The sequence below is a fragment of the Rhizobium sp. WYJ-E13 genome (assembly GCF_018987265.1).
Classification (GTDB): domain Bacteria; phylum Pseudomonadota; class Alphaproteobacteria; order Rhizobiales; family Rhizobiaceae; genus Rhizobium.
In genome coordinates, this window is the sequence record NZ_CP076854.1 from 931,061 (window position 1) to 956,850 (window position 25,790).

Here is a 25,790-nt window from a genome sequence, read left to right on the forward strand (position 1 = left end):
CCTCTATCCCTTAATGGCGCCAGCAGTGATGCCCTGCACGAAGAACCTGCCGAGAACGAAATAGATGACGAGCGGCGGCAGGGCGGTGAGCAGTGCCGAAGCCATGTCGACCGCATAGTTCTTGGCGCCTGTCGTCGTCACCGTGATGTTGTTGAGCACGACCGTCATAGGCTGCGTGTCCTGCGCGCCGAAGGTGAGGCCGACCAGGAAGTCGTTCCAGATGCCCGTGATCATCAGGATCAGCACGACGATCATGATATTGCCGGACATCGGCAGGACGATTTCGAAGAAGATCCGCCAGAAGGAGCCGGAATCGATCATGGCAGCGGCGATGATCTGCGGCGGCATGCCTCGAAAATAATTCCGAAAGATCAACGTCAAAAAGGGCAGCGACAAGACGCTGTGGATGACAGCGATGCCGAACGTCGTACCATAGATATGCAGCGAGCCGGTGATCTTGATCAGCGGATACATGATGATCTGGAACGGCACAAAAGCGCAGATGAAGAGTATGAACAGGAAACCGTTCGCCCATTTGATGTTCCAGAGCGCCAAGCCGTAGCCAGTGATGATCGATAGCGAAATCGTCAGGACTAGGCTCGGGGCGAGGATATAGAGCGAGTTGAGGAAGCCGATTCGCACGCCGTTGCAGTTCATGCCGGAACAGGCCTGCATCCAGGCATAGGACCACGCATCGGTCGTCCAGGGTGAGGGCAGAGAGAAGATTTGCCCCTCGCGGATCTGATCCATCGTCTTGAAGGACGTCACGATAATGACGTAGAGCGGGACTGCGAAGAAGGCGGCGGCCATCAGCAGGAAGACGAAGATCACCACCCGGCTCGGCCGGATCAGCGGGCGCCTGCGCACTTTCGTTTCGCGGCGGGGTTGGGATGTCGCTGAGATAGCCGTCATGCCGCTCTCCTCTGCCGGATGGCCGTGATTATAACGAGCGGCAGGAAGAGAACGAGCGTCGTCAGTAGCATGACGGTCGCGCCCGCAGAGGCGAAGCCGAGGTTCTGCTTCTGCCAATAGGCGTCGATAACGAAATAAGCGGGCATGACCGACGCACCGCCCGGACCGCCGTTGGTCATGGCGACGATAATGTCATAAGCCTTCACCACACCGATGCAGAGCAGGATGATGCAGGTCAGGAAGGTCAGCTTCATCATGGGAATGATGACCTCGATATAGAGCCGCCAGAAGGGCACGCCATCAAGGCGCGCAGCTTGCCAGATCTCGGTGTTGATCGATTTCAAGCCGGCGAGCATGAGGGCCATGAAGAAGCCGGTCGATTGCCAGACCGCCGCCAGAATGACCCCGAACATGACCGTGTCCTGGCTTGCAAGCCAGTTGAAGGAGGCGCTCTCCCAGCCCATCGAGTGAAGAACGTTTTCGACGCCGAGGCCCGGATTGAAAAGCCAGCGCCAGACGAGCCCGGTGACGATCAGCGAAACGGCAAGCGGATAGAGAAAAACCGTGCGGAAGATGCCTTCACCATGCACCTCCTTGTCGATCAGCGCCGCAAGGATGAAGCCCATGACGATCGACAGCAGGCTGCCCACGGCGAAGATGACGAGGTTTTGCAGCGAAAGCATCCAGGACGGATCATGAAAAAGCCGCCAATATTGCTTCCAGCCGACCAGTTCATAGTCGGGGAAGCGGCGGCTTGCCGTAAACGAGAGATAGACGGTCCAGCCTATCGCCCCAATGAAAAAGACAAGCGTCAACAGCGCTGCAGGCGCAACGGCCAGATGCGGGATGACGCGGCTCCATCGGATTCCCATGAGCCTCCTCCTCAGGCCACCAGCCTCCGCTCCTCCGGTTGGCCGCCGCCTGTTTCTTATATGAACAGCATGTAGTTCATAATAGACCAAATATAGGAATCAAAAGAACGCGATGTCAAATGACAATTGGCCGCGCCGCGATCTGGATGCACGCCGAAGTTGGATGAAACGCGACGACTGTTCAGCCAGCCGATCAATCGAAGACGGTCTAGTCATCTTCCGCCAGATAACGTCTTGCTGGTTCGGGCACGAGATCGACGCCCAGGCTCGGCCGGTCGATCACGTCGATGAGCCGTCCTTGACGATCGTCTGCGGCAGCCCGTCGACGATGTCGTACCACCGGTCCGGATCGCCAGTCGTCTACGCGAATGCAATGAAGTTGTGGGGCAGGGTGGCGCAGACCCGGATGAGTGCGGCCAGACCGAGGAGCTCGCTCGCCGTTCGATGCGGCGCCATCAGGATCGAATGAAGGTGGACATATTAGCCGATCCATTCAAGCTCGGCGATCCTGCCGACATTAACCGCGTGACCTTCGATCAATTCCTTGAAGTTCTGGCGCAGATAGATCTGTTCGCCGAGATGGATCGGCGTCGTGCTGGAACGGGTCAGCTCACGATAGACGCCGGCATTGACCCATGGCGTGTAGTCGCAGGAGAGCAGGGCCTCGATCCAGAACAGTTGGGCCGTGGTTGATCAGGCGAGGGGCATTTTTGAGTTCGACGACTTTCATATGCTCGTTCATTCGAAGCCCACGAAATATGAAGCTTCCCGGCATTTCTCCGTAGCTGAGACAGAGAAAGATGATGACGGCGAAGGCGCCGCAAAACCGAATGCATTCCGCATCTCAGTCCTTATCGTGCCGGTCACGATGGTGGGGAACTGAAATGATCGAGCTGTGAACCGCTTCACATGGAGGGCGCTAACGTTTCAGGTCATAGGCCTGGTGAGATGCACGAAGCTCTGCCAAGGTCTTGCCGACGCAGCTGCCGCCCTCCGCGCCTCCGGTTGCCTTCGCGTGGCCGTCCAGGGTGATCGTGCCGGCCATCCGCTCAGATGCCACATAGGTCGCGACACCGTCCTGCGAGATGCGCGATATGAAGAAGGCATGATAGGTGTCTTTGTACTTGCACTGGATGAGCAATGGAAATTGATCGAACGGATCGTCCTGCGCCTGGAGCGCGGTGAGTGGAAGCCCCGCTAGCGAGACCAGACTTGCAAGAAGCGTTTTGGTCAATCCGTTCGATATTCGGCCGAATGCGTACTTCATTGCTCAATCCCTCCTTTTGCACGATTAGTTCTTCCGAAATCCGCTGCCGCTAGATCGTCATTGCGATGAGTGCATCGCGGTCAAGAAGACGAACAATGCGTTGCAGTTTACCGTTCAGGCAGAGGATGCGCTTTCCGCGGAGTTTCGTGAAGCAGCGGGCGACGGTTTCGACCGTCAGTCCGAGATAGTCGGCGATATCGCTGCGCGACATCATCATATCGAATTCGCAGCTTCCTGGATGACGATCGGCCATTTCGTAGACAAAGGCGGCAACGCGCTTCAGTGCGCTTTGCTCGGTGATGACGAGTTGTTTGTGCTGTGCCTTTGCGAGGCTCGTCAGCGCAATGTGGAGAAGGTCTATGGGGACGAGTGCGTCCCGATTGGCGCGAAAGGGCCTGATACAGGTCTCGCATACGGCTTCTGCGAAATCGGTTCGAACATTGCCCGTTTCCAGACCGAACCACTCACCCTTGCCGCAGAAAGACAGGATGTATCGCTGCCCGCTGGCCGTCAGGCGATAGATGCGCACCGCACCCGCTTCGACCTGATAGATCGCAAGTGCATATTCGCCTTCGCTATAGATCGTCTCGTCGGCCTTGAGCTTGATCGACTGATCCTTGGCCGTCCCAGCAGTCGCGCCATAGCGGTACCCCGGAACTATCGTCTGCTTTACCATCGCGTGGTCTTGAAGCATATGCGTCGCCCCCATCCGTATCGCAGAATAGGCAATCGCGGCCTGACCCGGTATTCGAGATACCCCTTACGTATTGTTACGGAGGCCCGGGACCATCGACAGGTGTATAAAGCTATTCCCCTTGATGAGAGCGATACGAGAATATCGCGGGAGGTCTCGATGGCATCGGAAGAGGAAGGGGACAGTCGCGCATTTCAAGACTCTGCAAGCGTGCGTGCACAACTTGACCTTATACTCGCCAGTCCGGAATTCCTTGTCCCTGAGCGCGGACGCCGCTTCCTGCAATATATCGTTGAAGAGACGCTTGAAGGGCGCAGCGAGCAGCTTAAGGCCTATACGATTGCACAGGCGGTTTTTGGCCGCGATGCCTCCTTCGATGCGCAGAGTGATCCGGTCGTCCGCATCGAAGCGGGGCGGATCCGTCGCGCGCTCGAACGATACTACCTCGTCTGCGGACGCGGTGACCCGATCCGGATTACCGTCCCCAAAGGAGGCTATGCGCCGCACTTTTCCCGTGGGGAAGACAGTCCGGATGCGGGCGAAATCTCCGTTCTGCAGAACCGCGAGAACAAGCGGCGCCCCCTCGGGCGGGAGCGGCCGGCGAGTTATCGAGATCTCCTGTTGCCGATCGGCATCCCCGCGCTGTTCGGGGTCGTGGCTATACTCGCCCTTGTCCGTCCGCTGGAAACCTATCTCTCCCCACCAAAACCGTTGCCGGCCCCTGCCACATCATCATTGACGAGCAAGATCAGGATTGTTGTCGAACCCTTCGCCGCTCTCGGCGGTACCGTGCAGGGAGCTGATTTCGTGAAGGGATTGGCCGATCAGCTGATTGCAAAGCTGATGAAGGTGGAAAACCTTGTCGTGCTCGCTCCAGGCCGTTCCAGGACGGAAACGACCGGTTCGCTTTTCAACCTGCAGGGAAGCGCCCTCGTCGAGGGCATGATCCTTCATCTGCATGTCCGCCTGATAAACGACGCCGACGGCACGGTTATCTGGGCAAATCAATATGATCGAGACCTGCGCGGCCAGACCATTCTCGATGTTGAGGACGAGATCGCCGCACAGATCGCGATGGAGGTTTCGAACAGCCAGAGGCTGAACGGCACGGGCACCGATCCATAGCTTATCTTATCTTGCCGACACGGGGTCGACGACCAGTCCTGAGGCGCGCAGCCCGTTCAGGAACCGTTCCTGGTCCTCCGGCCGCTGCAGGCGGAGCGACACTTCCTGACGGATATTCGTCATCAAAGCCGGCGCGTGGATTTTGAGCCAATCCTGTTCCAGCATGGCTTCATCAGTCTTTCCGGCCGCTCCGAGAATGGATAGCAGCACAAGGCGGTGCATGGGATTATTGTCGAGATCGGACCGTCTCGACCACTGCTCGGCCTTTCCGATATCTCCTTTCATGAATGCGCACAAAGCCATGCCGACCTCGTAATAACCTCTGGTGCCGACACCCTTGTTGAGGGCGACCGACAGCAACTCGCAGCCCGATTGCCATTTCCCCGACATCGCCAGTCGAAAACCGTATTCGCCTGCGAGTTCTACATCATCAGGGTCTGCATCGTAGGCTGCGGTGCCTGCCTTCAGGGCCTTGTCAATATCTCCCCTGAAGAAGCTCACCTGCATCTGCGCTTGCAGCACGCGGGGATTGTCCGGTGCGAGTGATGTTGCCCGCTCCACCGCAGCGCTCGCCAGTGCGAGAGGCTGGGTCGACGATGACGTGCCGAGCGTGTAACGGAATCTGATTTCGTCGAGATAGGCCATGGACAGCAGCGCCCAGGACACCGCGTCATTGGGAAAGCGCTGGGTCGCCTGTTGCAGGCATTCGCGTGCTGCACTGAGACTTTGCACAGTCATGGTCTGGCGGTAGTTGGAATAGGCGAGTGTACAGGCATAAGCACTCTGGTTTCCCCTCTGCGCCGGTCGCGCTACCATATCCGCGTCGGTTTGGAAGAGGGCGCCATAGGGCTGCGCGACAGCATTGGCGATTAACCGGGCGATATTGCTTTGAATCGCAAGCTCGTTTTGATCTTGAAGATCCGCATCGAAATTATCGGCCCAGATGACCGCTCCATCCAGTTGGCGGACCAGCCTGGCAACGGCACGCAGCCTGCTTCCATCGAGCTGGACATTGCCCTGCAATGCGTAGTTGGTACCGGTGGCGTGTTCACCACGCAGCGGATCGGCGACCACGACGATGTCATCGAACTGGGCGAGCTGCCCGATAATGTCGTCCCTGAGACCACGCGCGATATCCGAACCGGCGTCAGCGGGGCTGCTTTCGGCAAAAAATTCGATGATCACCTTTGGCTTGGGAGATCCCTGCGGCATCGTTGCGGTTGGAGTATCACGCAAGGACAATGCGGACGTGAGAGCGAGAAGAAGAAGAGCGACGACGACGGCCAGCGCAGTTCCGAGACCGATAAGGGTGGCCAACCCCGGACGACGTGTTTCCTGAAGCGAATGATCTTGATCTTCGTGTTCGGCATTTTGCGCATTATCCGAGACTTCGGCGGGATCTGCCGGGGCCGGCGCCTCCCGCGCATATTCGAAATGCGGGACATATCCACCCTTGGGCACAGTGATGACGATGTCGTCCCTCTGGCCTGCGACGAGATAGTAACGCTCGAGCGCCTTTCGTATTCGGCCGGCCTCGATTCGAACAACCGGATCGTTCTGCGGGTCGAACGAAGCTTCCCGGCCAAAAACCACATTTGCTATCGTAAATGCCTTCAGGAAGTCCGATCGGCCGGCGAGTGTCTCATTGACGACGAATGCCAGGAAATTCCGCCCGCGTTTCGGTGCGTGAAATTCCTCGCTTGTGAGAATTCGTTCGACCTGCCGGCTGATTTCGTCAGCTGTTGGCCCAAGACTACTGAAAGCATTGATCTTTGCGCTTCTCATGATCGCCCCTACGACAAGATCACGCAATTATTTAAGTTACTTCTAACGCATCATACCTCACAAGCCTGGGGTTGCAAGTTCTGCTTTAGGCTTGTCGAATATAAGCTGACCAGCTGCCGATCGGCGAAGCCTTTGCGGTTTCAAGCGGTTGCGCCGCATCGATGGCAATGGCCATGCGCATGAGCTCTGCCAGATTGCGCGCGCCCATCTTGGCCATCACATTGGCGCGATGGACCTCCACCGTGCGCGAGCTGATGCCGAGATGATAGGCGATCATCTTGTTCTGTAAGCCATCGAGCACGCCGGAGAGAACCTGATGTTCGCGGTCCGTGAGCTGACGAAGTCGCGCCGCAACGCTTTCGCAATCGGCCACGGCGCTGCCGCACCGCCTTTGCCTCATTGCTCCGTTAATGGCCGAGATCAGCGCTTCTTCCTTCAGCGGTTTTTCCAGAAAATCGGATGCTCCCGCCTTCATCGCCTGAACCGCGGCGGCGATATCGCCCTGACCGGTAATGACGATCGCCGGCACGTCCGTGCTGACACGCCTTAACCGCTCAAGCAATTCGATGCCGTTGATATCGGGCATGCATAGATCGGTAACAAGGCAACTTCGCCCCGACAGCGGCAGAAGTTCCAGAAAGGCTTTCGCACAGCTATGTGCACGAACGGCAAAGCCGGCCGACACCAGCAGAAACGTCAGAGATCGCCGGAGCGACTCTTCGTCGTCGACGAGATGGATCGTAAGGTCATTCGCCATTGATTGTGGTCTCCGCCAGCGGCAGCGAAAACGAGAGGATGGAGCCTCCCTGTGTTCCCTTGCGCGCGCTTATGCGGCCTCCATGCGCTTCAATGATACGCTTGGACAATGCCAGGCCCATGCCAAGTCCGCGCGGTTTACTAGTGACGAAGGGACGAAACAGCGCCTCTTCGATCTCGACGGCAATTCCGCAACCATTATCGGACACGTCGACAACCAGATGCGAGCAATCATCGGTCCTCGAGTGGATCGCGATCGTCGGCCGCTCGACGCCGTCGGTCGCGTCCACGGCATTGTGAAGAAGGTTCATCAGCACCTGGACGATCTGGACACGGTCTGCGACTACGATGTCCCGCTCTGCTTCGAGTTGCAAATCGGTGTGAAGGCCTTTCCGGGGTGATCCGGCAAGCCCAAGCGCCGTCGCTTTGTGGATCAACGCGTGCATCGCCTCCAGTTGTTTCTCGCCGGTGCCGCGCTTTGCAAATTCCCTGATGTTCTGGACGATCGTTCCCGCCCACAAGGCGTGCTGTGTAATTTCCGACAAGGCTTCACGAAGCTCCGCGCCGTGCCGGCGGCGGTCGTTCGTCATGAGGCGCCCGCACCCCTCGGAGTAAGCGGCGATCAAGGAGAGCGGCTGAGACAGTTCGTGAGCCAGCGTCGTTGTCATTTCTCCAAGCGCGGCTACTCTTGCGAGACGCGCCAGCTCACACTGAAGCTCCTGAACCTGCTGCAATGTCTCGCGCTCTGTTCGGAAGTCCTCAAAGATCGCCGCAGCGAAGGTTTCTTTTTCGCCCTGTTCTCGGATGATGGTCAGCGTAGTTGGAAACTGGACGCCCCTCTTGGTCGTTGCTAGGCCGGCGCGTGCCGCGCCCTGGTCCGCCCAGCGTCCCCTGAGTTTGACATCCGGCGTCGCGGACCAGACGAGGTCGATCTTGCGGTCGAGCAATTCATCTTCCTCATAACCGAACAGGACCACCGCAGCCCTGTTACAGGCTGAAATTCTATTGTTGCCGGTCATGAAGAACACTGCGTCCGGTATGTGTTCATAGAGCTGCCGAATCCAGTTCGCCTGTGGCCGGTTATCACCCTTGGACGCAGCACGCACGGGTTCGCGCCGTGCTATTCGCGTTCCGATGAACGAGGTTCGTGCCGCCAGGCTTGAGACAGGGGAACTGAATTCGGTAGCATGCGGCGACTCCATCTTGGTGGACATGGTGGTCTCCTCCGCCCTTGAGAAGCAATCCAGTGCCTCGACGCTAGTGCCTCGACGGCCTCCTCAACAATGGCGCGAGTTTACCATCTTTGGATGGGGGATCGGTGTAATATCGCGTAGACTCTATTGGTCTTCTCCTACAACCGGGCCTGCTGAAGGCCCAGCGAGCCAGCGCCTTGGCCCGGCCTCACCTCCATTGATCCGACTCAATGCCTCTGGCTCGTTGTTCCGCTAGTCTGAGACGTCGTGGGTATATGGCTATTTGAGAGAGCTGGTTCACTGCGAGGAGGGCTCGCGATCGCTGGTGCAACGCCAAGGCAGGACATGGCGAAATGCAACATCCGCAGACGTACAGGCAGGAAAAACCATGCCGGACGAGTGACTGGCACGCCGAAACGATAGCATCTTGCCGGTCGACGCCGGTGCATCGTCGGGGAGGGTTCGGTGATGTGGCGCTTGGTCGCTGAAGCTCCGTTCGAAGAGGACATAGAACTCGCCGTCATCGACGACGAAGGTACCCATGCCCTGGTCTTTCCTTGCCAACGTCTGCCCGGCGGATGGGCCAACGCCATGACCGGCGAGATGCTTGACATTCACCCGACCCATTGGCGCGCATGGCAAATTCAGCGATGTGATCCGTCCGATCTTCATTGAAAGGGACTGCGAATGCCTCGTCAGCCGGATCCCGACAGTTTTCGCTCTCACATCGGACCATATATTTGCTAGGTCGGGAACATTCCGACCTCTTTCTGCCTTCGTATCAATTGCAGACGTGCTTTGAATACGGAGCGATCCATGAGCCTAGAACGCGGTCGCAGAAAACTGATGTTGCGGCTTCCCGATATCCGTCATCTTCTAGCGGAGATAACCAACGAGACACTCGGTGAGATGTTCGAGGCCTATGATCTTGCCGTCGATGCGTTGGACAGATTTCGGATTCAAAGACCGAGGGAAGATAAGCTGATTACAGAATATGAGCAGCTCTGCCGCGAAATAGAGCAGGAAGTTGTCGTCTACTGCACCAGCCGATGAGCTTGCCGATACCTATCCGATGTGTTCCGCTTCGGATCCATTTGAGGTCGCCGGCGGCCAGGCCCAGGCTCTCAGCAACTCGTAGAAGACGCTGAGGACGACCGGCCCAAGAAACAAACCCAGGAGCCCGTGAGAGAGCGTGCCGCCGATGACGCCGATCAGAATAACCGGCATCGGCGTCGAGAGGCCTTTCGCCATCAGGACGGGCTTCAGAATATTGTCCACGACGGTGATCGGCACCGCAAGGCAGGTAAAGATAAAGGCAGTCGCGAATGGCCAGGAGAACCACGCCCAGATGACGACCGGCAGCAGCACGAGCCCAGGACCCAGTTGCATCACGCAAAGCATGAAGACCGCAAAGGTCAGGGCACCGCGTGCCGGAATGTCAAAGAAGGCAAAGCACACTCCGCAGAGCAGGGTCTGCAGGAAGGCAACGCCGATCACGCCTCGCGAAACATTCCGCACCGTGGTTCCTGCCAACCGGGCAAAACCGACACCCCTTTCGCCGGCGATCCGGCTCGCCAGCACCTGTATTGCCGCAGCCAGGCGCACGGACCACGTGAGAAACAGCCCGGAGAGTATGATCGAAGCGACGAAGCTCAAGACGCCGCCGCCGATCGAGGCGAGCTTTGCGACGACAACACCCATGACCTCACGGATCGGCGCCTGAAACTTGATGATGGTGGAGGCCAGATCGCCCGCAATCTGGTTCCAGGTGTCATGGACACGCTCGCCGACGACAGGCCATTCCTTGATGGCGGCCGGTGCTGTGGGTAGCGTGAAGTTTCCCGTCCACAACTTGCCGATCAGTGCCTGCACCGCATCGGCAAAATTGACCGCAACGAGTGCGAGCGGTGCGATAATCAGCACAAGGCAGCCGACGACGATGATAACAGCCGCAATCACCGGCCTGTTTCCAATCAGTCGCAAGAGAGTCTGGAACATCGGAAACAGCGCCACTGCGAGGATCGCCGACCAGATGACGATCAGTGCGAAGGGCGCGATCAGAACCATCGTCCAGTAGGCGAAAAGCCCGATGATGCCCAACCGGACCAGATCACTTACTCTCGCCTCTATCGAAATCTGGCCCGCATCGGTTTTCCGCGCCGGCGTATCGGCTATCTGCTCCATTGTTATATCCGCCACGTTCCAGGCCGGCAGTGCTTACGACGTCATGTCGGGCACGATATGGCGGATGCTGCTATCCTCTATGAAGTCGGCCGGACGCTTCTGACGTTTTCCGAGATCGGGCTCGTCAAACTTCACCCGCTCATAGGGAATGGACTGCAGGATATGCGAGATGCAGTTGATCCGCGCGCGCTTCTTGTCGTCCGAAGGCACGATCCACCATGGTGCATGGTTGGTGTCGGTCATCCGCAGCATCTCGTCATAGGCGCGCGTATAATCCCACCAGCGCTGATAGGATTCGAGATCCATGGGGCTGAGCTTCCACTGCCGCACCGGATCGTCGATCCGCCGCCTGAAGCGCCGCTCCTGTTCTTCCTCGCTGACGGTCAGGAAATATTTGAGCAGAATGACGCCGCTTTCGACGATGGCCGCTTCAAAGCGGGGCGCGAGCTCCAGAAAACGCCGCGCTTTCTTATCGCTGCAGAAGCCCATGACACGATCGACGCCCGCCCGATTATACCAGCTGCGGTCGAATATCACGACCTCGCCGGCCGCCGGCAGGTGAGCGATGTAACGCTGCATATAGCTCTGCGATTTCTCCCGATCTGTCGGCGCAGGCAGCGCCACGACGCGGAAGACACGCGGACTGACCTTTTCCGTTATCCGCTTGATCATTCCTCCCTTTCCGGCGGCATCGCGTCCCTCGAAGATGATGACGATTCTTGCGCCGGCTTTCTTCACCCAGGCCTGCAGATGAGCGATTTCGACCTGCAGCCGGCCGACTTCTTTCTCATAATCCCATGATTTCTTTTTCTTTTTATCCTTGCCGCGGCTCTCATCGCCGGTGGCCTGCTTCGGCTTGTAATTCTCGTCCATGGTTCTCCCTCCTTCTATCACTAAAGTGCACTGCTCGCCGGCGTGGCACTACCGATCTGGTCGATATCGCCGATCAGTGTCCGCAGGGCTTCTTCTCTGCCGTTAAAAATATTCTCGGCGCCGACCATCTTGATGACTCCGGCCCGTTCGAGAATGACCCGGCTTTCGTCGCTGAGATCGGCAAAGGCGAAGATGATGTTTCGATTCACGAGGATTTCGGCGACGGCCTCGAGCGCGGTCGCGCCGGTGCTGTCGATTTGTGTGATGGCGCTGGCATCGAGCACCAGACATTTGGTATCCGCGGGAAGCTCCTTTGCCACCGATGTCAGCCGGATGCGAACGTAATCAGCATTGTAGAACAGGATGCTGCCCTGCACCGCGAAGACGGCTGCGCCCGGGACGGGTCGGGCCTCCGGATAGCGCTTGAGATCGAAGAAACCGTGCCGTCCCTCGATGCGGCCAAGAAGGCCGTCGCGCGGAAACATGGTCTTCCGCAGGAGATAGACGAAGGTTGCGGCAATTGCGACGATGACGCCATTGAGGACACCGAAGCTGATCGCTCCCCACATGGCGATCAGCGCGAAGACGAATTCCATACGGCTGATGCGCCAGATCTTCCTGAGCTCGGGAAGATCGATCAGGCTGATGGCAGCCATTGCAAGGATTGCGGCGAGCGCGGGAATGGGAAGGATGCGCAACGCAGCATGGAGGAAAACCAGCACCGCGATCAGTGCTGCCGCGGAGACCAGTCCTGCGAGCTGCGACACGCCGCCCGTCGACAGATTTATGGCGGTTCGAGAATCCGATACGCTGACCGGAAACGAACCGAAAAGCCCGGGCGCTATATTGGCCGCGCCAAGCCCGACCAACTCCTGATTTGCATCGACCTCGTCACCGGTCCGCGACGCGAAGCTGCGCGCCGCCACAATGCCGGAGCCGAAGCTGACAAGAAAGATCGCGACCGAACCGGTGACGATCTTGTCTAGGGGCATCTCATGAAGCGGGGGTAGGGAGAAACTCGGAAGTCCGCGCGGTATGTCCCCAACGACGGCAATGCCTTGGCCCCGAAAATCGAAAATCGCGGAAAGAACGACCGAGATAACGACGACCAGGACAGGACCTGGAATTCTGAAAGGAAAAAAACGGAGGATCCACAGCAGCGCGAACATGCTGAAGCCAAAAATGAGCGACGGCCAGTGGATCAGACTGCTTTTGGCAAGAAATTCGACGAGCGGCTGGATCAACCCATCGGATTCGATCTTCATCCCCGTGAAACGGCCGATCTGTCCCACAAGGATCGAGAGGGACACGCCGGCAAAGAACCCGACCAGAATGGGGCGGGAAAGAAAGTTTGCGAGGACGCCAAGCCTCAACAATTTGGCGGCGATATAGCAGACGCCGACGCCGAGGGCGAGGGCTGCCGCGATCGCCACACGGTCGCCGCTGCCCGTGGGATCGGCAGCTATGATAGTGCCCATTGCAGCCGCCAGCACCGACATTGACGCGGCGTCGGGCCCCACGATCAGCAGCCGGGAAGGCCCGAAAATCGCATAGGCGATCGGCGCGACGATGCTCGCATAGATGCCGGTCTCCGGCGGCAGGCCGGCGATAGCGGGATAGGCGATGGCGCTCGGCAGGCCGACGGCGGCGATCGACAGGCCGGCCGGGATATCGCTCCGGAGCCAGCCTCTGTTGAAGCCAGTCAAGCCTCGCAACATCGGAAGACTGCCTATCACCGCTAGCTCCTTATGCTTTCACCGTTGGCGCATTTGCGTCTTGGCATTCCACTCGCATCGCCGGGACTGGCGCTTGGCCATGAAATGAGGAATGTCGTGGATCGCAATCACTGCGTAAAACAGGGTATCGATGACAAAGACCGGCACGCCCAGAGCAAAATAATCAAGAAACACGGCTGCTCCCCTCCGGCCGGTTCGGCCGAGCCTTTCGATTGCTATCGACAACAGGATATTAGGCCCGTTTTGGCGCGGAGGCCCGTAGCATCGCGTAACCTCTATTCACGCGTCGGCAGCAGACCCGCTTAAGCAGATCGTCCCTGCGGAAAATGAAGAAGGCGGGATCGGTGGGACGGGTGCCATTCCGGTCTCCGCGTACCGAATTGGCCAGGTTTTTTGGAAGCCGGCTAATGTAAGATCGCGTATTTTACGTCTGCTGCCGATCCGCTTGATATATATAGTTTCTGCATCTGCTTGGCGCAGTTTGACGGCGGGGGCGGGGATGGTCTCGGGAGAGCAAGGTTCGACATATTTGTCCGTCCTTGAGACGGCGGAGACTTATTTTCCCAATCAGAAGCGGCTGGTGCAGCGGCTTTTCTATGTAAACGAACCCTTTCACAGCATGTGCGAGGATCTCACGGCTGCGGCACAGGCGCTCGCGCATGTCGAGCGGTTACCGGAGGCGGTTAGGGAAGCACGGCGGCTGGAATACGCGGGTCTCGTCGATGCCCTCCTGAAAGAGATGGGGGAGGCCATCGCCCAATCGAAAATTGTGGTCCTCAGGCGGTCAACGCAGACTGGCCCGAAGCCTCTGTAGCAGTATCTGTCGTTCAAGAACTCAAGGGAGGTCCGTGCGTGATGAAAGCAATTTCCCGCAAACTGCTTGGCGGATTGTCGGCACTGGCAATTATTGCGTTGCAGCCGGCGCTCCCAATGCGCGCGCAGACGCAGACCCCCGCACCGACAGCAGCACCAGCGCAGACAAGCACAGAACAGCCCGCAACCGCACTCCTGTCCGATGATGAGCTTGAAGTGCTCGTAGCGCGGATCGCGCTCTATCCGGATGAATTGGTCGCGGTAATTTCCGCCGCTTCGCTCTTTCCTCTTCAGATCATTGAAGCACAGCGCTTCCTCGAAGCGAAAAAGAAGAATTCCGACCTCAAGCCCAAAAGCGATTGGGACGGCAGCGTCGTTTCGCTGCTGAACTACCCAGACATCGTCAAGATGATGAGTGAGGATCTCGATTGGACGCAGTCGCTCGCCGATGCGCTCGCCAACCAGCAGAAGGATGTCTTGATTGCCATCCAGCAGCTTCGTGACGAAGCGGTGGAAAAGAACATCATCAAGACGGATGACAAGGTGACGATCGTCACCGAAAACGACAACATCATCATCCGGCCGACCGATCCGGAGAAGATCTATATCCCGCAATATCCGCCGGAAATGCTCTACGAACCGGGCTATGCGTCGGAACCGATCTCCTATTATCCGGATTATTACGACAGCTATTATTATCCCGGGGCAGGGTTCTTTGCCGCTGCGGTCACCGGGTTGACCTGGGCTGCCATTGTCAACTGGGACGACTGGGGCGTGTGGGGCGGCCGCTGGGATGGCGATATCGACATTGACTGCAACAATTGCCTGAACGACCGCAACTTCAACGGAAAGATGAAGTGGAACGACGTCGACTGGAGCAAGGTCGACCGGAGCAAGCTGAACATCAGCAAGGACCAGCTTGCGAAGATGGACCGGTCGGCGATCAAGTCCGGCTTGCAGGCCGACAATCGCAACCAGTTGCGCAACAGGGCCAACGACATCCAGGCGAGCCAGCGGCCCGGCAATCGCGCTAATTCGGCGCGTGCAGAAGATATCCGCAAGAGCACGGCTCAGGGCCTAAAGGACAGACCGCAGGCAACTAGGCCAACGGCAGCAAATCGACCGGCGGCGGCCAATCGGCCGACCGCATCCCGGCCCGAGGCACGTCCTCAGAAGGCCGCCAATCGCCCGTCCAAGCCTGCGCAGAAATCCGTCAATAGGCCCAATAAACCGCAGATGGCTGCCAGACCCGATAATCGCGGACGCCAACCGAGCGCGCTCGGCAATGTCCAGTCCGGTCGTCGTGAGGCGGTTGCCTCGAAACGCGGATCGCAGAGCATGGGCGCAAATCGCCAGTCAGCTCGCCCCGCACAGCATCGGCCACGCCCGCAGGGTGGTGGCGGTCGCGGTGGCGGTGGCGGTGGCAGACGGCGGTGAGACCTCTTTTCAGCTCAGGGAGTAACCTCATGGGACGCCAATCGATCGTAATTCCGCTTATGTTCGCGACAGTACTTTGCGCAATGCCGGCGCCGCCCGTGCTTTCGCAGGAGCAGACAGATCTTGCTGACTACAAGGCGGCAACGCCATCGCCGAAATTCGACAGTCCTGAGCTTGCGCTCGATAAGCTCAAATCGGTGCTGGGCTCGAACAATATCGACGATCTTGCCACGTTGCTCGGCTTGAAGCCGGACAAGCTGCGCTCGAACAATGAGGCGATGATCGCCTACGGATTGATCCGCGAAGGCGCCGAGCGGCGGGTGGTTTTGCGGGATTCAGAAGGCATGAAGATCGTTGCGATCGGGGATCGGCTTTGGCCCTTGCCGTTTCCGCTGACCGAGGGCAAGGACGACAAATGGTCTTTTGACACTCAGCGCGGCCTCGAAGAGATCATCAATCGCCGCATTGGCGAAAACGAACTCGCCACCATCGACACCATGCATGAATATGTCGCGGCCCAGTATCAATTTGCATCCGAGGACCGTGATGGCGACGGCATCTATGAGTTCGCAAAGAAATTGATCAGCAGTCCAGGCAAGCTCGATGGCTTGTACTGGGATCCGAACGTTTATCCCGAGGAAAGCCCGGCAAGCGCGCTGGTCGAGACAGCTGCCTTCGGCGCCGCCAAACGCGGGGAGGGCTATTACGGCTATCGCTACCGCATCCTGACGTCTCAGGGAGACAACGTGCTTGGCGGCAAGCAAAGCTATATCATCAACGGTTATATGACCGGCGGCTTTGCGCTCATCGCCTGGCCGGTCAAATATCGGGTCACCGGCGTGCAGACATTTATGGTCAACGGGACGAGCGTCATCTACCAGCGCGATCTGGGACCGGAAACGGAAGCGCGCGCGGCGGCGATCAAGGATTTCAATCCGGATGCCAACTGGACCGTCGTAAGCGAATAGGATCTTAGTCCATGCTGCCGGTATCGCCGGCGGTATGCGCAAGACAGCGGCCATGGCGCTGTTAGAATAACGTTCGCTCCCATCCATGCGGCAGGTTCGGCCGATCATCCTCGCTCGCCATTCGGTCCCGGCGGCGTCAGTTCCTCATAGGCGCGCGCGCGCCAAAGGCGTCCAAATCTCGGCTTCTGCCATCATGAAGAACGCTGTCGCAATAATATGGTCGGCGGCGTGGAGCAGGAGGTTCCGTGCCTCTTCGACTGGAATCTCATATTCCTTTCGTCCGGGCGAGGCCGGCGCGAAATCTGATCGTCAGACGCGCGGAACGCCCGTCCATCAAGCGGACACGGATGGAGTTCTGATCCTGGCGGTAAAGGTAGGCCTCCTGCTGGAGGTCCAGGTCGTCGGCGCAAACGCGCCCACGGCCGTTGCGGACCGGGAACGTTCACTCGATCTCGGTCGCTCTCAATTCGGTATTCCCTCGCTCATGCCCGACGTTGCCGGTCAGTCGACAGGCGGCTCCCAGGTGAGGAAGAAGCCCACATCCCCAGGCATGCCATCGGGAAAGTTGATGATCATCGCCTTGAGCCCGTAGCCTTGAGGCTTGGCGACCGTCTCGAAGAGTTCGAGAAGTTCCTTTGCCTTTCCCTGCAGTGTTTTCTGCCATCCAGGAAGGTTGTTGTTGATGGCTCGGCCGCTATCCGTGCAGAAGGTCGAGGGGAAACTGTAGATCAGCGCCTCGTATTTGCCGTCTGCAGCGGCTTTCATCACCAGTCGCTTGATGACGGCGCGTTCCGTTTCACCGATCTGTTTGCGGAAGAAATCCTCGACGAATTCCGAATGTTTCTTCGCTTCACGCGCCTTGATCTTTTCGTTGCGCTCCATTTCCAGAAGCTGGAGTTCCAGAGCACGTTTGCGCAGCTCCTCTGCGCTTGCCATGGATTGGGTTGTGGACGTCTCAGGTGATGTCATCGCCGTCTCCTCCAGAGTGCATGGGCGATGATAGAGCGCGCAGGCAGCCGAAGGCAGTAAAATACACGTCCGATCCGGTAGAATACGGTATCTTACGCCGGCATATGGCCCGCGAAGACGTGTTAGGCCATCAGGTGATCCATTGCCCAAACTTTGTTTTATTAGCGTTTTCTACTAAATGACATTGCCGTCATGGCGACTTCGGACTATCGTCCAAGGCAGTATGCTGCAGGTTGTTATCAGTCGGATTCTTGGGGGAGCCGATGGCAAATGCAGGCGTTGACAGGGCCGGCGACAGCACTTTTTCGCAGGAGGAGGTGCGGCAGCAGCTTGAGCGCATTCTTTCCAGCCCGGAGTTTCGTCTTCCCGAGCGGGCGAGAAGATTCTTCGAATTCGTCGTGACGGAAACACTTGAGGGCCGTCGCGAGTATCTGAAGGCCTTTACCATCGCGCAAGCTGTTTTCGGCAGGGATGCGAATTTCGATGCTCAACAGGATCCATGTGTCCGTATCGAAGCCGGGCGGCTGAGGAGGGAGCTGGAACACTATTACCTCACCGCCGGCGGCGCTGACCGGATCATCATCACAGTTCCCCTGGGCGGCTACGCGCCGGTCTTCGACGTGAGGCAAGGCACTGAGCCCGCAGATATGCCGAAACTCAGGCTCTCCAATCAGCCGATATCAGGGGGAGGCGATGCATCGCGGCAGGCCAATATCATCGGAGATACGGTCGGCCGAGATAGGGCGAGCTGGCGCTTGTCACGAACCCGATATTGGCTCCTTGCGGGGGGCGCAGTGATCCTCCTCGTCTCGGCGGCGATGCTTTTGCATGCAAAGTTGTTCGATATGGAAGCCGAGACAGCGACGGGGGCCGACAGCCGCCCCACCATCGTCGTCGAACGCTTCGCAAGTGCCTCTGAAGGAGGGCTTGCATCCGATATCTCCCGAGGCATTACCGACGACATCATCGAAAAACTCGTCCCCTTCAACGACATCGCCATCGCCGTCGCCGTGCTGCCGCGCAATGGGGAAGGCCAGGCTTCGTCGGACCCGCTCTACGCTCTCCAGGGAAGCGTCCGGCTGGAAGGCAACACTCTGCGCTCAACGGCAAGGCTGGTGCGACGGGCGGATGGAGTTGTCATCTGGGCAAACAATTACGATGCCGACACGAAAGTGCAGGGCATTCTGAAAACGCAGTCGAGCCTTGCCGAACATATCGCGACGGCGGTCGCACGGCCGTTCGGCGTTATGTTCGAAACGGACACCGCCAGCATTGCCGGAAGTGGCGACACTTTTTCCTGCATTCTGTCATACTACAGCTATCGCAGCGAAATGACTGCGCAGGCGCATGAGGTAGCAAAATCATGTCTGCGGCGGGCCGTTGAAAAGAAACCCGATGTTTCCAATACTATCGCTCTTCTTTCGCTGATCCATCTCGACGAGTTCCGCTTTCTGTACCAGCTGAACACCAAGCCGACAGCCGCTACGCTCCGCGTTGCGAAGGAACTTGCCGAACGCGCAGTAAGGCTCGACCCGAAGAATGCGCGCGCGCTTCAAGCACTAATGCTCGCCGATTTTTTCAGCAATGACCCAACCGGAGCCCTGAATGCCGGCGAGGCCGCCTATGCCAGCAACCCGAACGACACCGAAGTGGCGGGTGAATACGGCTTGCGCCTGTCGATGTCGGGAAAATGGGCCAGGGGTTGCGAACTGGTTTCCGAGGCGGTCAGCCGGAATGCCGGACCACGCGGATATTACGAGGTTGGAATGGCGCTTTGTGCCTTCATGCGGGGCGACACGCAAGCCGCGGAACTCTGGTCCCGCATGTCGGACCTGAACTACAATCCGATGCATCGCCTCGTATTGCTCTCCATCCTCGGCACGCTGGGAAAAACGGCCGAGGCCAAGGAGCAGCTCGACTGGATCGAGCTCAGGTCACCCGCATTGATCCCGAACGTCAGGCGGGAGGTCGCCAGGCGGCTGGCGCGGACCGAAGACCAGGAGCGCTTTCTTGCGGGACTTAAGGCTGCGGGCCTGCCTGTGTCGGATGACGAGGCGTCAAAGGACTGAAGTGGCGATAGCCATGCAAAATGCGGATGGCGCTGAAGCTTTCTCAAGCGCCGCCGCTCCTCGGCTACCGGCGCCTGTCGAGACACAGCAGCCAAGCGATCCCGAGAAGACCGGAGAGGGCACTGACCACCGCAGTGCCGGAATAGCTGGTGATGGCTGTGCCGGCGGCAAAGAGAAGAGCGCTCAGTCCGGCGCTGAGAAAGATGTTGACGGAAATCAGCGCGCTGCCGAGACCGGGCCGCTCGGCGATCAAATCCTGCAGATAGGTGATTGGAATGGAGATCAGTGACGCCGCGCCGATGCCACTGATCAAGGTGAGGGCATAGACATGCCAGGGCTCATGGGCAAAAGCCAGAAGCAGCAGGTAGACAGCATAGATCAATGCCCCGGCTGCAAGGGCTGCGAGTTGGCTGATGCGGCGCAACAGGCGTGACCAGACGATGATGAAGACCACCTCGAGGAGCGCGACGATCCCGACCAGAATGCCGATATCGGCGACAGTGCCGCGGGCGGCGCCGGTTACGACGAGGGGGAAAATGGCGTCGTTCACATGCAATGTGCTGCTGATCAGCGCGATTGCCGTGATCCGGCTGAAGATTTTCGGGGAAATCACTTGGCCCAGTGCGGCGAGATAGGAGAGATGGTGGGTGGCGGCACGATCCGTACCGCTCTGTCGGGGCAAAAAGAAACCCACGAGTCCCACACAGACAAGGCAGGAAATGGCGGCGAAGAGATAGGCTGGCAACATGGTCGAAGAGGGGGAGAGCAAAACCCCCGTGAGCCCGGGAACCAGGACCCAGGAAAGCGAGATCATCGCCCGCACGCCGGAATTGACGGTCGCCACGTCAGCCGGTGCCAGTCCATGGGCCGCGGCCCGGACATTGGCAAAGAGCAACGAGTTCAGGCAACCATAGACCGGAAGCAGCAGAAGTGCGCTGAGGACAAATATGTCCTGCGTCGGGAAGAAGAACACCGCGCCATAACCGATAACGCCGAAGCTCGCCGCTACAAGCATCATCCTACGGTATTCACCGAGCCGGTCGGCAAGATTGCCGAGCAGAATGCTGACGATCACGTTGACTGCCGCGGCAGTGAAGATCAGCGTGGCATAGAGCTCATTCGACAGCCCGAGCTCGCGGATACCGACCACGGACCGATAGGGGGCCGTCGTCGCTCCGGCAAATCCGAACGTGAAGATGGCGATCATGCTCACCCGGATTGCAGGATTACGGAAAACGTCGGGAATCAAGCGGTTCATTATCGTCGCCAGTTGGCTTTGAGGCGTCCTTGTGCGGGCCGGGAAACCGCTCCGCACAAGGATTGTCATGATCAATCTCGGTCGCGCCTGAGGGTGGGAAGGCGCGCATGCGGCGTGTAGCCGAAATCCTGATTCAGGGGAAAGACAAAGCGGCAGGCCTGACGCTCATCTGATATTCGATGTCTCGATCGACCGCCCCCGGGTTAGGACTGGCGAATATCGCTCCGATGTCAATTTTCATCGTTGACAGCTCAGAGCCTCGGGCTAAGCGTCACGATCGCAGCGAAACGGTCCCAATCCTTCGACGCCTTCGGGGTCCAGGCAGCCTCTGCGATTGCCGGAAGACGCGGGAAGACGAGTCGATTGAAATAACCGCGCGACAGGAAGTGCTCCGACCAGATGCAGGCCTGGACGCCTTTCAGCTTATGCTTCAATTCCTCCGGGAATTCGCCAGCTGCCTCATAGGCATAGGTGTGGGCCGGCGGCACAGTGCCTGCCCAACTCGCACCCGGCTCCTGAAAGGCTTCGGCCTGGACCATGTCGAGATAGTAAGCCTGCCCCGGCGTCATGACGACCTCATAGCCTTGTCCGGCAAGCTCGATGCCGACCTGCGGATTTTCCCAGGCCATCAAGAGGCTATCCTTCGCCGCGACTCCACCGCCATGGGCGACCTCGTTCCAGCCGGCGAGCTTGCGGCCGCGCTTGTCGAGCATCGACTTGATCTGATTCAGAAAATGGGACTGCAGCCCGAACGTGCCGGAAATGCCTTCTTCGGCCATCAGCTTCCGGGCAAGGGGCGAGGCCAGCCAGGAGCCGTTCGCCACTTCGTCGCCGCCGATATGGATGTAGGATGAGGGGAACAGCTCGACCATTTCGTCGAAGACCTTTTCCAGGAATTCGTAGGTCAGCGGCACCGCCGGGTTCAGTGCATTGTTCGGATAGCCCTGGACAGAATGGTAACTTTCAGGTGCCTCCTGGCCATCAGTCAAATTGGGAAGGGCAACCAACGTCGCCGCATTGTGGCCGGGGATGTCGATTTCCGGAACCACCTCGACATGAAGGGAACTCGCATGAGCAACGATGTCTCGGACATCGTCTTGCGAGTAGAAGCCGCCGACCGGCTCTGCGCCATTGCCCAGTTGCGGCAGCAGCGGTTCGTCCGGGCCTCGCAACACGCCCGTTGTCGTCAGTTGCGGATAGGCCTTGATCTCCAGACGCCAAGCCTCATCATCGGTCAGATGCCAGTGGAAGATGTTGAGCTTAAACCAGGCAAGAATGTCGATCAGCCGCTTCACGTCGCCAACCGGATAAAATTGCCTGGAAACGTCGAGATGGCAGCCGCGCCAGCTATAGCGGGGCCGATCGGAAATCGTTCCCGAAACCGGGAAGCAGAATTTGCCCTTGGTGACGCGCGCACCGTTCAGCATCTGCGCGAGCGAGGTCAATCCGTACTGGCGCCCGGCGGAGCCGGAATAGGAAAGTGTCACACGATCGGCCGCGAAGGTCAGCCGGTAGGCTTCAGCGTCGAGCGAGGTGTCCTTGTTGAAGGTGAGTGCGCGGCCTTGCGGCGAGGCAACCAGATTGAAAACCGAATGATCGCTTTCGAAAAGGCGGCGCGTCAGGGAAATGCATGTTGATATTGCCGACAATTCGTCTGCGCTCGCACCTTCCGGATAAAGGACGACCGGAAAACTATCGCCCGGCTTCGCATCGATCTCGGCAGGCCACGGCTGCAACGCAAAGGGCAGGCCGATCCTGCCTTCAGGCAGGAGCGCAGGCGGAGGCTCGCTCACTCGGCCTTCGAGAAGCAGATCGGAAACGGCGACCGGTACATGCTTTCCGGACGACAGCGTCAGATAGGCGGACTTGGCGCCGTCAGTGCAATGCCGCGCAGGGCGGTGCAAGCCGGCGACCGTGAAGGTCCAGCTTTCGCCGGCTGCGAGGGTTAGCCCGGCCGGCGGCTCGAATTCATGAAAATTGGCATTGCGTCTGAGAAAGGTGGCATTGCCGCATGCGGCCGCATCAATGACCCGCGTGAGCGAGGTGTAGACAAGCTTGAAACCGGAAAGCGCCTCACCGGAGAGATTGAAAAGCGTGAAGGTGAACGCGCCATGAGGCCCGCCATTGGGGTCCCAGCTGCTTTCCAGGCGATAGTCTGCCGGTTTCATCTCTCGTTCCTCTCGTTATGTTCTATGAATCTCAGTAGTGCTCGGACTGGGAAAACGTACGGGCAAGCTCGGCCTGGCCGGCCGTCAGGCCGCAGTCGACGGGCAGGCAGACGCCGGTGATCGCCGCAGCCTGCGGCCCAGCCAGGAAGGCCACGGCATTGGCGACGTCCTTAGGATCGACGACGCGCTGCAGCGGATACCAGCGACGGGCGTCCTCGAAGACATTGGGATTGGCGGCCGCCCGGGCTTCCCAGGCCTGGGTCTTTACCGTTCCGGGGGCAACGGCATTCGCGCGGATGCCGAATTTTCCATATTCGACGGCGACCAGCCGGGTGAAATGCAGAAGGCCGGCCTTGGCGGCGCTGTAGGCCGGATGTCCGAACACGTTCATGCCATTGACCGAGGCAATATTGACCATAGAGCCCCGCGAGGTCTTCAACTGGTCTTCGACGGCCCGGAAGCAGAGAAAGGCGGCTTCGAGGTTGAGCGCATTGTCGGCGCGCCAGATCTCCGGCGTCGTATCATGCAGGCTGACGGCGCGGGCTGCTCCCGCATTGTTGACGAGGGTACGAAGACTGCCGAGCTCCGCCGCAGATCCGGCGAGAGCCGCAACGCTTGTCTCGCTGGTCACGTCGCATTCGATGGCGACGAAACGATCAGCCGGTCCAAGCCTGCCGGCAACGGCTGCCGCAGTGACGAGATCGATATCCGCAAGCAGAATGACGTCATGATCGGCGGCAAGTCGATCGGCAATCGCCGCGCCGATATCACCTGCTGCTCCCGTCACAATGGCCACCGATTGCGTCATTGTCGCTCCCTCTTGTTGATCAGTCTCCGAGCAGCTGCTTGTCGTCGCCGTCGCGGTGTGTGACCAGCTGCTGCTTGATGCGTCTCAGCGTCGTCGTCGCCTTCGGTTGGATCGCATAGGCGACGAGGCTCGCCAGGATATCGACGGTTGCGATATAGGCGATACGCGTCGATGTCGGGCGGAAGATGTTCGTTCCTTCCGGAAGATCGATCGGCACGACGATTCCCGCGGCCCTTGCGACCGGGCTGTCGGTTTGCGTCAGCGCAATGGTCCTGACCTTGGCCTCGCGTGCCAGTGCAAAGGCTCGCACCAGCTCGGCATTGCGCCCTGAAAAGGACGAGCCGATGATTACATCGCCAGCCTTCGCTGCCGCCGCCATCATCAGTTGCATGCTGTGATCGGAACTGGAGGTGATCCTGAGACCGAGCCGAAAGAGCCGATTCTGCAACTCATCGGCGATCATCGAAGAATTGCCGCCCGATCCGAAGGCATAGATCATCTCCGCCTTGGCGATCTGCGCGACCGCAGCTTCGATCGCGGTGAGGTCCAGCGAGCGATGTAAGAGGAAAAGGGCATTCTGCGCCTTGGTGATGATATCCTGAGCGACATCGGCTGGATCGCTACTCTTTGATTCCGGCTTCAGGTAACGCACGCCGACATGGGCGGTGCGGGCAAGCTGCACCTTGAAATCGGAAAAGCTGTCGCAACCGAGGCGGCGGCAGAAACGTGTGACCGTTGGCGGCGAGACTTCCGCGCGTTCGGCAAGCTCGATGATCGAGGCATTCACCGCGAATTCGAAATCATTGACGATGATGTCGGCGATGCGGCTCTCGGAGGCGGAAAGCCGGCTTCTGTCTTCCTGTAATGTGGAAAAGATATCCAAGCCGATCCTCCCGCCGATCCGTCAGTCAACTCTTCTTCTTATAGGCAACGCAGTCGATCTCGACCTTGCAATCCACCATCATCGACGATTGGACGCAGGCACGAGCCGGCGGGTGCGCGCCGAAATAATCCTGATAGATCTTGTTGAATGTCCAGAAGTCGCGCGGATCGTCCAGCCAGACGCCGACGCGCACCACGTCCTCGACGCCATATCCGGCTTCGTCGAGAATGGCGAGCACATTGGCGATCGTCTTATGCGTCTGGGCAACGATATTGCCGTCGATGATCTCGCCGTTTTCCATCGCCACCTGACCGGAAACATAGAGCCAGCCATCGGCCTCGACGGCGCGCGCAAAAGGCAGCGGCTTGCCGCCGGCGCCGGTCTGAACAGTGCCATATCGCTTGATGGGCATGTTTGGATTCCTGCAAATTATTTTCTTGATAAGTTGACAAGGGACCATAGAAAGCAGATTTTGACCAGTGAAAAACACCATTTATGAAAAGAATTTAAATCGGGGGCGAAGATGCGTGATCCTTTCAAGAATCCTTTTCCGCCCTCCGATACTGCACGGCACGCCATCTGGGAGATGCTCGTGCCTCGCGACATCGATGCATTTCTGGCAGCCGACTGGTCGATGGTCGAAGATGATTTCGTCGAGGAAGGTTTCATCGGCATCGATGGCCGCAAAGAGGTCAACCCTGACAAGTGGCGCCTGGCATTCCCCGCACTCAGCGCCTATCGCGACGAGTGGCTGAGACAGGCAAAGGATTTTGCGACGCAGAGCTTTGCCGAGGACACCCGAACGGCGATCTTCACCACCACGACGCTCGAGGACATCGAGATCGAGGGCGACATGGCGCTTGTCCGCAAGAAGTTCGACGGAAGTCTCACCAAGAGCGATGGCACCCGCGATATCATGCAGTGGCAGACGCTCTATTATTGCAGGCTCCACGAAGGACGATGGAAGATCTGCGGATTTACAGGCTACCTGCCGAACCCAATGGGTTGAGGCGGGACCGC

At 58.7% G+C, this 25,790-nt stretch carries 24 protein-coding genes and 2 pseudogenes; 8 read left to right on the forward strand and 18 right to left on the reverse strand.

Annotated features, from left to right (window positions below):
- Positions 1–3 precede the first annotated feature (3 nt).
- From KQ933_RS25815 to KQ933_RS25835, 5 genes and pseudogenes are all read right to left on the reverse strand, one after another.
- Positions 4–912 carry a carbohydrate ABC transporter permease gene (locus KQ933_RS25815; RefSeq protein ID WP_216760642.1) on the reverse strand — a complete coding sequence of 303 codons (909 nt, stop codon included), beginning with the start codon at positions 910–912 and terminating at the stop codon, positions 4–6.
- Entirely contained in the window at positions 909–1,784 is an 876-nt protein-coding gene (locus tag KQ933_RS25820) for a carbohydrate ABC transporter permease (RefSeq protein WP_216760643.1), read from the reverse strand. The genes KQ933_RS25815 and KQ933_RS25820 overlap by 4 nt, the downstream gene beginning before the upstream one ends.
- Positions 1,785–1,992: 208 nt before the next feature.
- A pseudogene (locus KQ933_RS33855) lies at positions 1,993–2,462 on the reverse strand (enolase C-terminal domain-like protein); the annotation flags it as partial.
- 241 nt (positions 2,463–2,703) lie between these two features.
- On the reverse strand, positions 2,704–3,051 hold the full coding sequence (locus KQ933_RS25830; RefSeq protein ID WP_216760645.1) for a hypothetical protein: 348 nt from the start codon (positions 3,049–3,051) through the stop codon (positions 2,704–2,706).
- A 49-nt stretch (positions 3,052–3,100) separates the two neighbouring features.
- Positions 3,101–3,745 (reverse strand): helix-turn-helix domain-containing protein, encoded by a 645-nt coding sequence (locus KQ933_RS25835; protein WP_216760646.1) that lies wholly within the window; start codon positions 3,743–3,745, stop codon positions 3,101–3,103.
- Positions 3,746–3,904: 159 nt separating this feature from the next.
- On the opposite strand from KQ933_RS25835, the gene KQ933_RS25840 reads away from it, so the two are divergent.
- Positions 3,905–4,870 carry a hypothetical protein gene (locus tag KQ933_RS25840; RefSeq protein WP_216760647.1) on the forward strand — a complete coding sequence of 322 codons (966 nt, stop codon included), beginning with the start codon at positions 3,905–3,907 and terminating at the stop codon, positions 4,868–4,870.
- A 6-nt stretch (positions 4,871–4,876) separates the two neighbouring features.
- On the opposite strand, the gene KQ933_RS25845 is transcribed toward KQ933_RS25840, so the two are convergent.
- The 3 genes from KQ933_RS25845 to KQ933_RS25855 all read right to left on the reverse strand — a co-directional run bounded on the left by KQ933_RS25845 (position 4,877) and on the right by KQ933_RS25855 (position 8,625).
- Positions 4,877–6,655 (reverse strand): hypothetical protein, encoded by a 1,779-nt coding sequence (locus tag KQ933_RS25845; RefSeq protein ID WP_216760648.1) that lies wholly within the window; start codon positions 6,653–6,655, stop codon positions 4,877–4,879.
- 85 nt (positions 6,656–6,740) lie between these two features.
- Complete coding sequence (locus tag KQ933_RS25850; RefSeq protein WP_216760649.1) at positions 6,741–7,412, reverse strand: response regulator transcription factor; 672 nt, start codon at positions 7,410–7,412, stop codon at positions 6,741–6,743.
- The gene (locus KQ933_RS25855; protein ID WP_216760650.1) at positions 7,402–8,625 is read right to left on the reverse strand and encodes a sensor histidine kinase; all 1,224 of its coding nucleotides are present in this window, start codon (positions 8,623–8,625) and stop codon (positions 7,402–7,404) included. The genes KQ933_RS25850 and KQ933_RS25855 overlap by 11 nt, the downstream gene beginning before the upstream one ends.
- Positions 8,626–9,072: 447 nt before the next feature.
- Between KQ933_RS25855 and KQ933_RS25860 the strand changes: the two genes are divergently transcribed.
- Positions 9,073–9,279 (forward strand): hypothetical protein, encoded by a 207-nt coding sequence (locus tag KQ933_RS25860; RefSeq protein ID WP_216760651.1) that lies wholly within the window; start codon positions 9,073–9,075, stop codon positions 9,277–9,279.
- Between the two features lie 141 nt (positions 9,280–9,420).
- On the forward strand, positions 9,421–9,657 hold the full coding sequence (locus tag KQ933_RS25865; RefSeq protein ID WP_183732881.1) for a hypothetical protein: 237 nt from the start codon (positions 9,421–9,423) through the stop codon (positions 9,655–9,657).
- Between the two features lie 12 nt (positions 9,658–9,669).
- Here the strand turns inward: KQ933_RS25865 and KQ933_RS25870 are convergent, their stop codons facing one another.
- The 4 genes and pseudogenes from KQ933_RS25870 to KQ933_RS25885 all read right to left on the reverse strand — a co-directional run.
- Positions 9,670–10,788, reverse strand: a complete 1,119-nt coding sequence (locus KQ933_RS25870; protein ID WP_216760652.1) for an AI-2E family transporter — start codon at positions 10,786–10,788, stop codon at positions 9,670–9,672.
- Between the two features lie 33 nt (positions 10,789–10,821).
- Positions 10,822–11,661 (reverse strand): polyphosphate kinase 2, encoded by an 840-nt coding sequence (gene ppk2, locus KQ933_RS25875; protein ID WP_216760653.1) that lies wholly within the window; start codon positions 11,659–11,661, stop codon positions 10,822–10,824.
- Positions 11,662–11,681: 20 nt separating this feature from the next.
- Positions 11,682–13,397: a SulP family inorganic anion transporter gene (locus KQ933_RS25880; protein ID WP_216760654.1), complete on the reverse strand. Its 1,716-nt coding sequence runs from the start codon at positions 13,395–13,397 to the stop codon at positions 11,682–11,684.
- Positions 13,398–13,460: 63 nt separating this feature from the next.
- Positions 13,461–13,571, reverse strand: a pseudogene (locus tag KQ933_RS25885) (DUF3302 domain-containing protein); the annotation flags it as partial.
- Between the two features lie 325 nt (positions 13,572–13,896).
- Here KQ933_RS25885 and KQ933_RS25890 point away from each other — a divergent pair.
- The 3 genes from KQ933_RS25890 to KQ933_RS25900 are packed head-to-tail and all read left to right on the forward strand — an operon-like array spanning position 13,897 to position 16,615.
- Positions 13,897–14,211: a hypothetical protein gene (locus KQ933_RS25890; RefSeq protein ID WP_216760655.1), complete on the forward strand. Its 315-nt coding sequence runs from the start codon at positions 13,897–13,899 to the stop codon at positions 14,209–14,211.
- A gap of 41 nt (positions 14,212–14,252) precedes the next feature.
- On the forward strand, positions 14,253–15,647 hold the full coding sequence (locus KQ933_RS25895; protein WP_216760815.1) for a DUF3300 domain-containing protein: 1,395 nt from the start codon (positions 14,253–14,255) through the stop codon (positions 15,645–15,647).
- A gap of 29 nt (positions 15,648–15,676) precedes the next feature.
- Positions 15,677–16,615: a DUF2950 family protein gene (locus KQ933_RS25900; protein WP_216760656.1), complete on the forward strand. Its 939-nt coding sequence runs from the start codon at positions 15,677–15,679 to the stop codon at positions 16,613–16,615.
- Between the two features lie 501 nt (positions 16,616–17,116).
- Here the strand turns inward: KQ933_RS25900 and KQ933_RS25905 are convergent.
- Positions 17,117–17,584: a hypothetical protein gene (locus tag KQ933_RS25905; RefSeq protein ID WP_216760657.1), complete on the reverse strand. Its 468-nt coding sequence runs from the start codon at positions 17,582–17,584 to the stop codon at positions 17,117–17,119.
- A 263-nt stretch (positions 17,585–17,847) separates the two neighbouring features.
- Here KQ933_RS25905 and KQ933_RS25910 point away from each other — a divergent pair, with 263 nt between their 5' ends.
- A complete protein-coding gene (locus KQ933_RS25910) occupies positions 17,848–19,653 on the forward strand; it encodes a hypothetical protein (RefSeq protein ID WP_216760658.1) in 1,806 nt (601 codons plus the stop codon).
- 64 nt (positions 19,654–19,717) lie between these two features.
- On the opposite strand, the gene KQ933_RS25915 is transcribed toward KQ933_RS25910, so the two are convergent.
- The 5 genes from KQ933_RS25915 to KQ933_RS25935 form a co-directional block, all read right to left on the reverse strand.
- Positions 19,718–20,911, reverse strand: coding sequence for an MFS transporter (locus tag KQ933_RS25915; protein ID WP_216760659.1), 1,194 nt, complete (start codon positions 20,909–20,911; stop codon positions 19,718–19,720).
- Between the two features lie 251 nt (positions 20,912–21,162).
- Complete coding sequence (locus KQ933_RS25920) at positions 21,163–23,079, reverse strand: beta-N-acetylhexosaminidase (protein ID WP_216760660.1); 1,917 nt, start codon at positions 23,077–23,079, stop codon at positions 21,163–21,165.
- A 31-nt stretch (positions 23,080–23,110) separates the two neighbouring features.
- Complete coding sequence (locus tag KQ933_RS25925) at positions 23,111–23,887, reverse strand: SDR family oxidoreductase (RefSeq protein ID WP_216760661.1); 777 nt, start codon at positions 23,885–23,887, stop codon at positions 23,111–23,113.
- 19 nt (positions 23,888–23,906) lie between these two features.
- On the reverse strand, positions 23,907–24,770 hold the full coding sequence (locus KQ933_RS25930) for a MurR/RpiR family transcriptional regulator (protein WP_037108795.1): 864 nt from the start codon (positions 24,768–24,770) through the stop codon (positions 23,907–23,909).
- A gap of 25 nt (positions 24,771–24,795) precedes the next feature.
- On the reverse strand, positions 24,796–25,182 hold the full coding sequence (locus tag KQ933_RS25935) for a RidA family protein (RefSeq protein ID WP_216760662.1): 387 nt from the start codon (positions 25,180–25,182) through the stop codon (positions 24,796–24,798).
- 111 nt (positions 25,183–25,293) lie between these two features.
- Between KQ933_RS25935 and KQ933_RS25940 the strand changes: the two genes are divergently transcribed.
- Entirely contained in the window at positions 25,294–25,779 is a 486-nt protein-coding gene (locus KQ933_RS25940) for a hypothetical protein (RefSeq protein WP_216760663.1), read from the forward strand.
- Positions 25,780–25,790 lie beyond the last annotated feature (11 nt).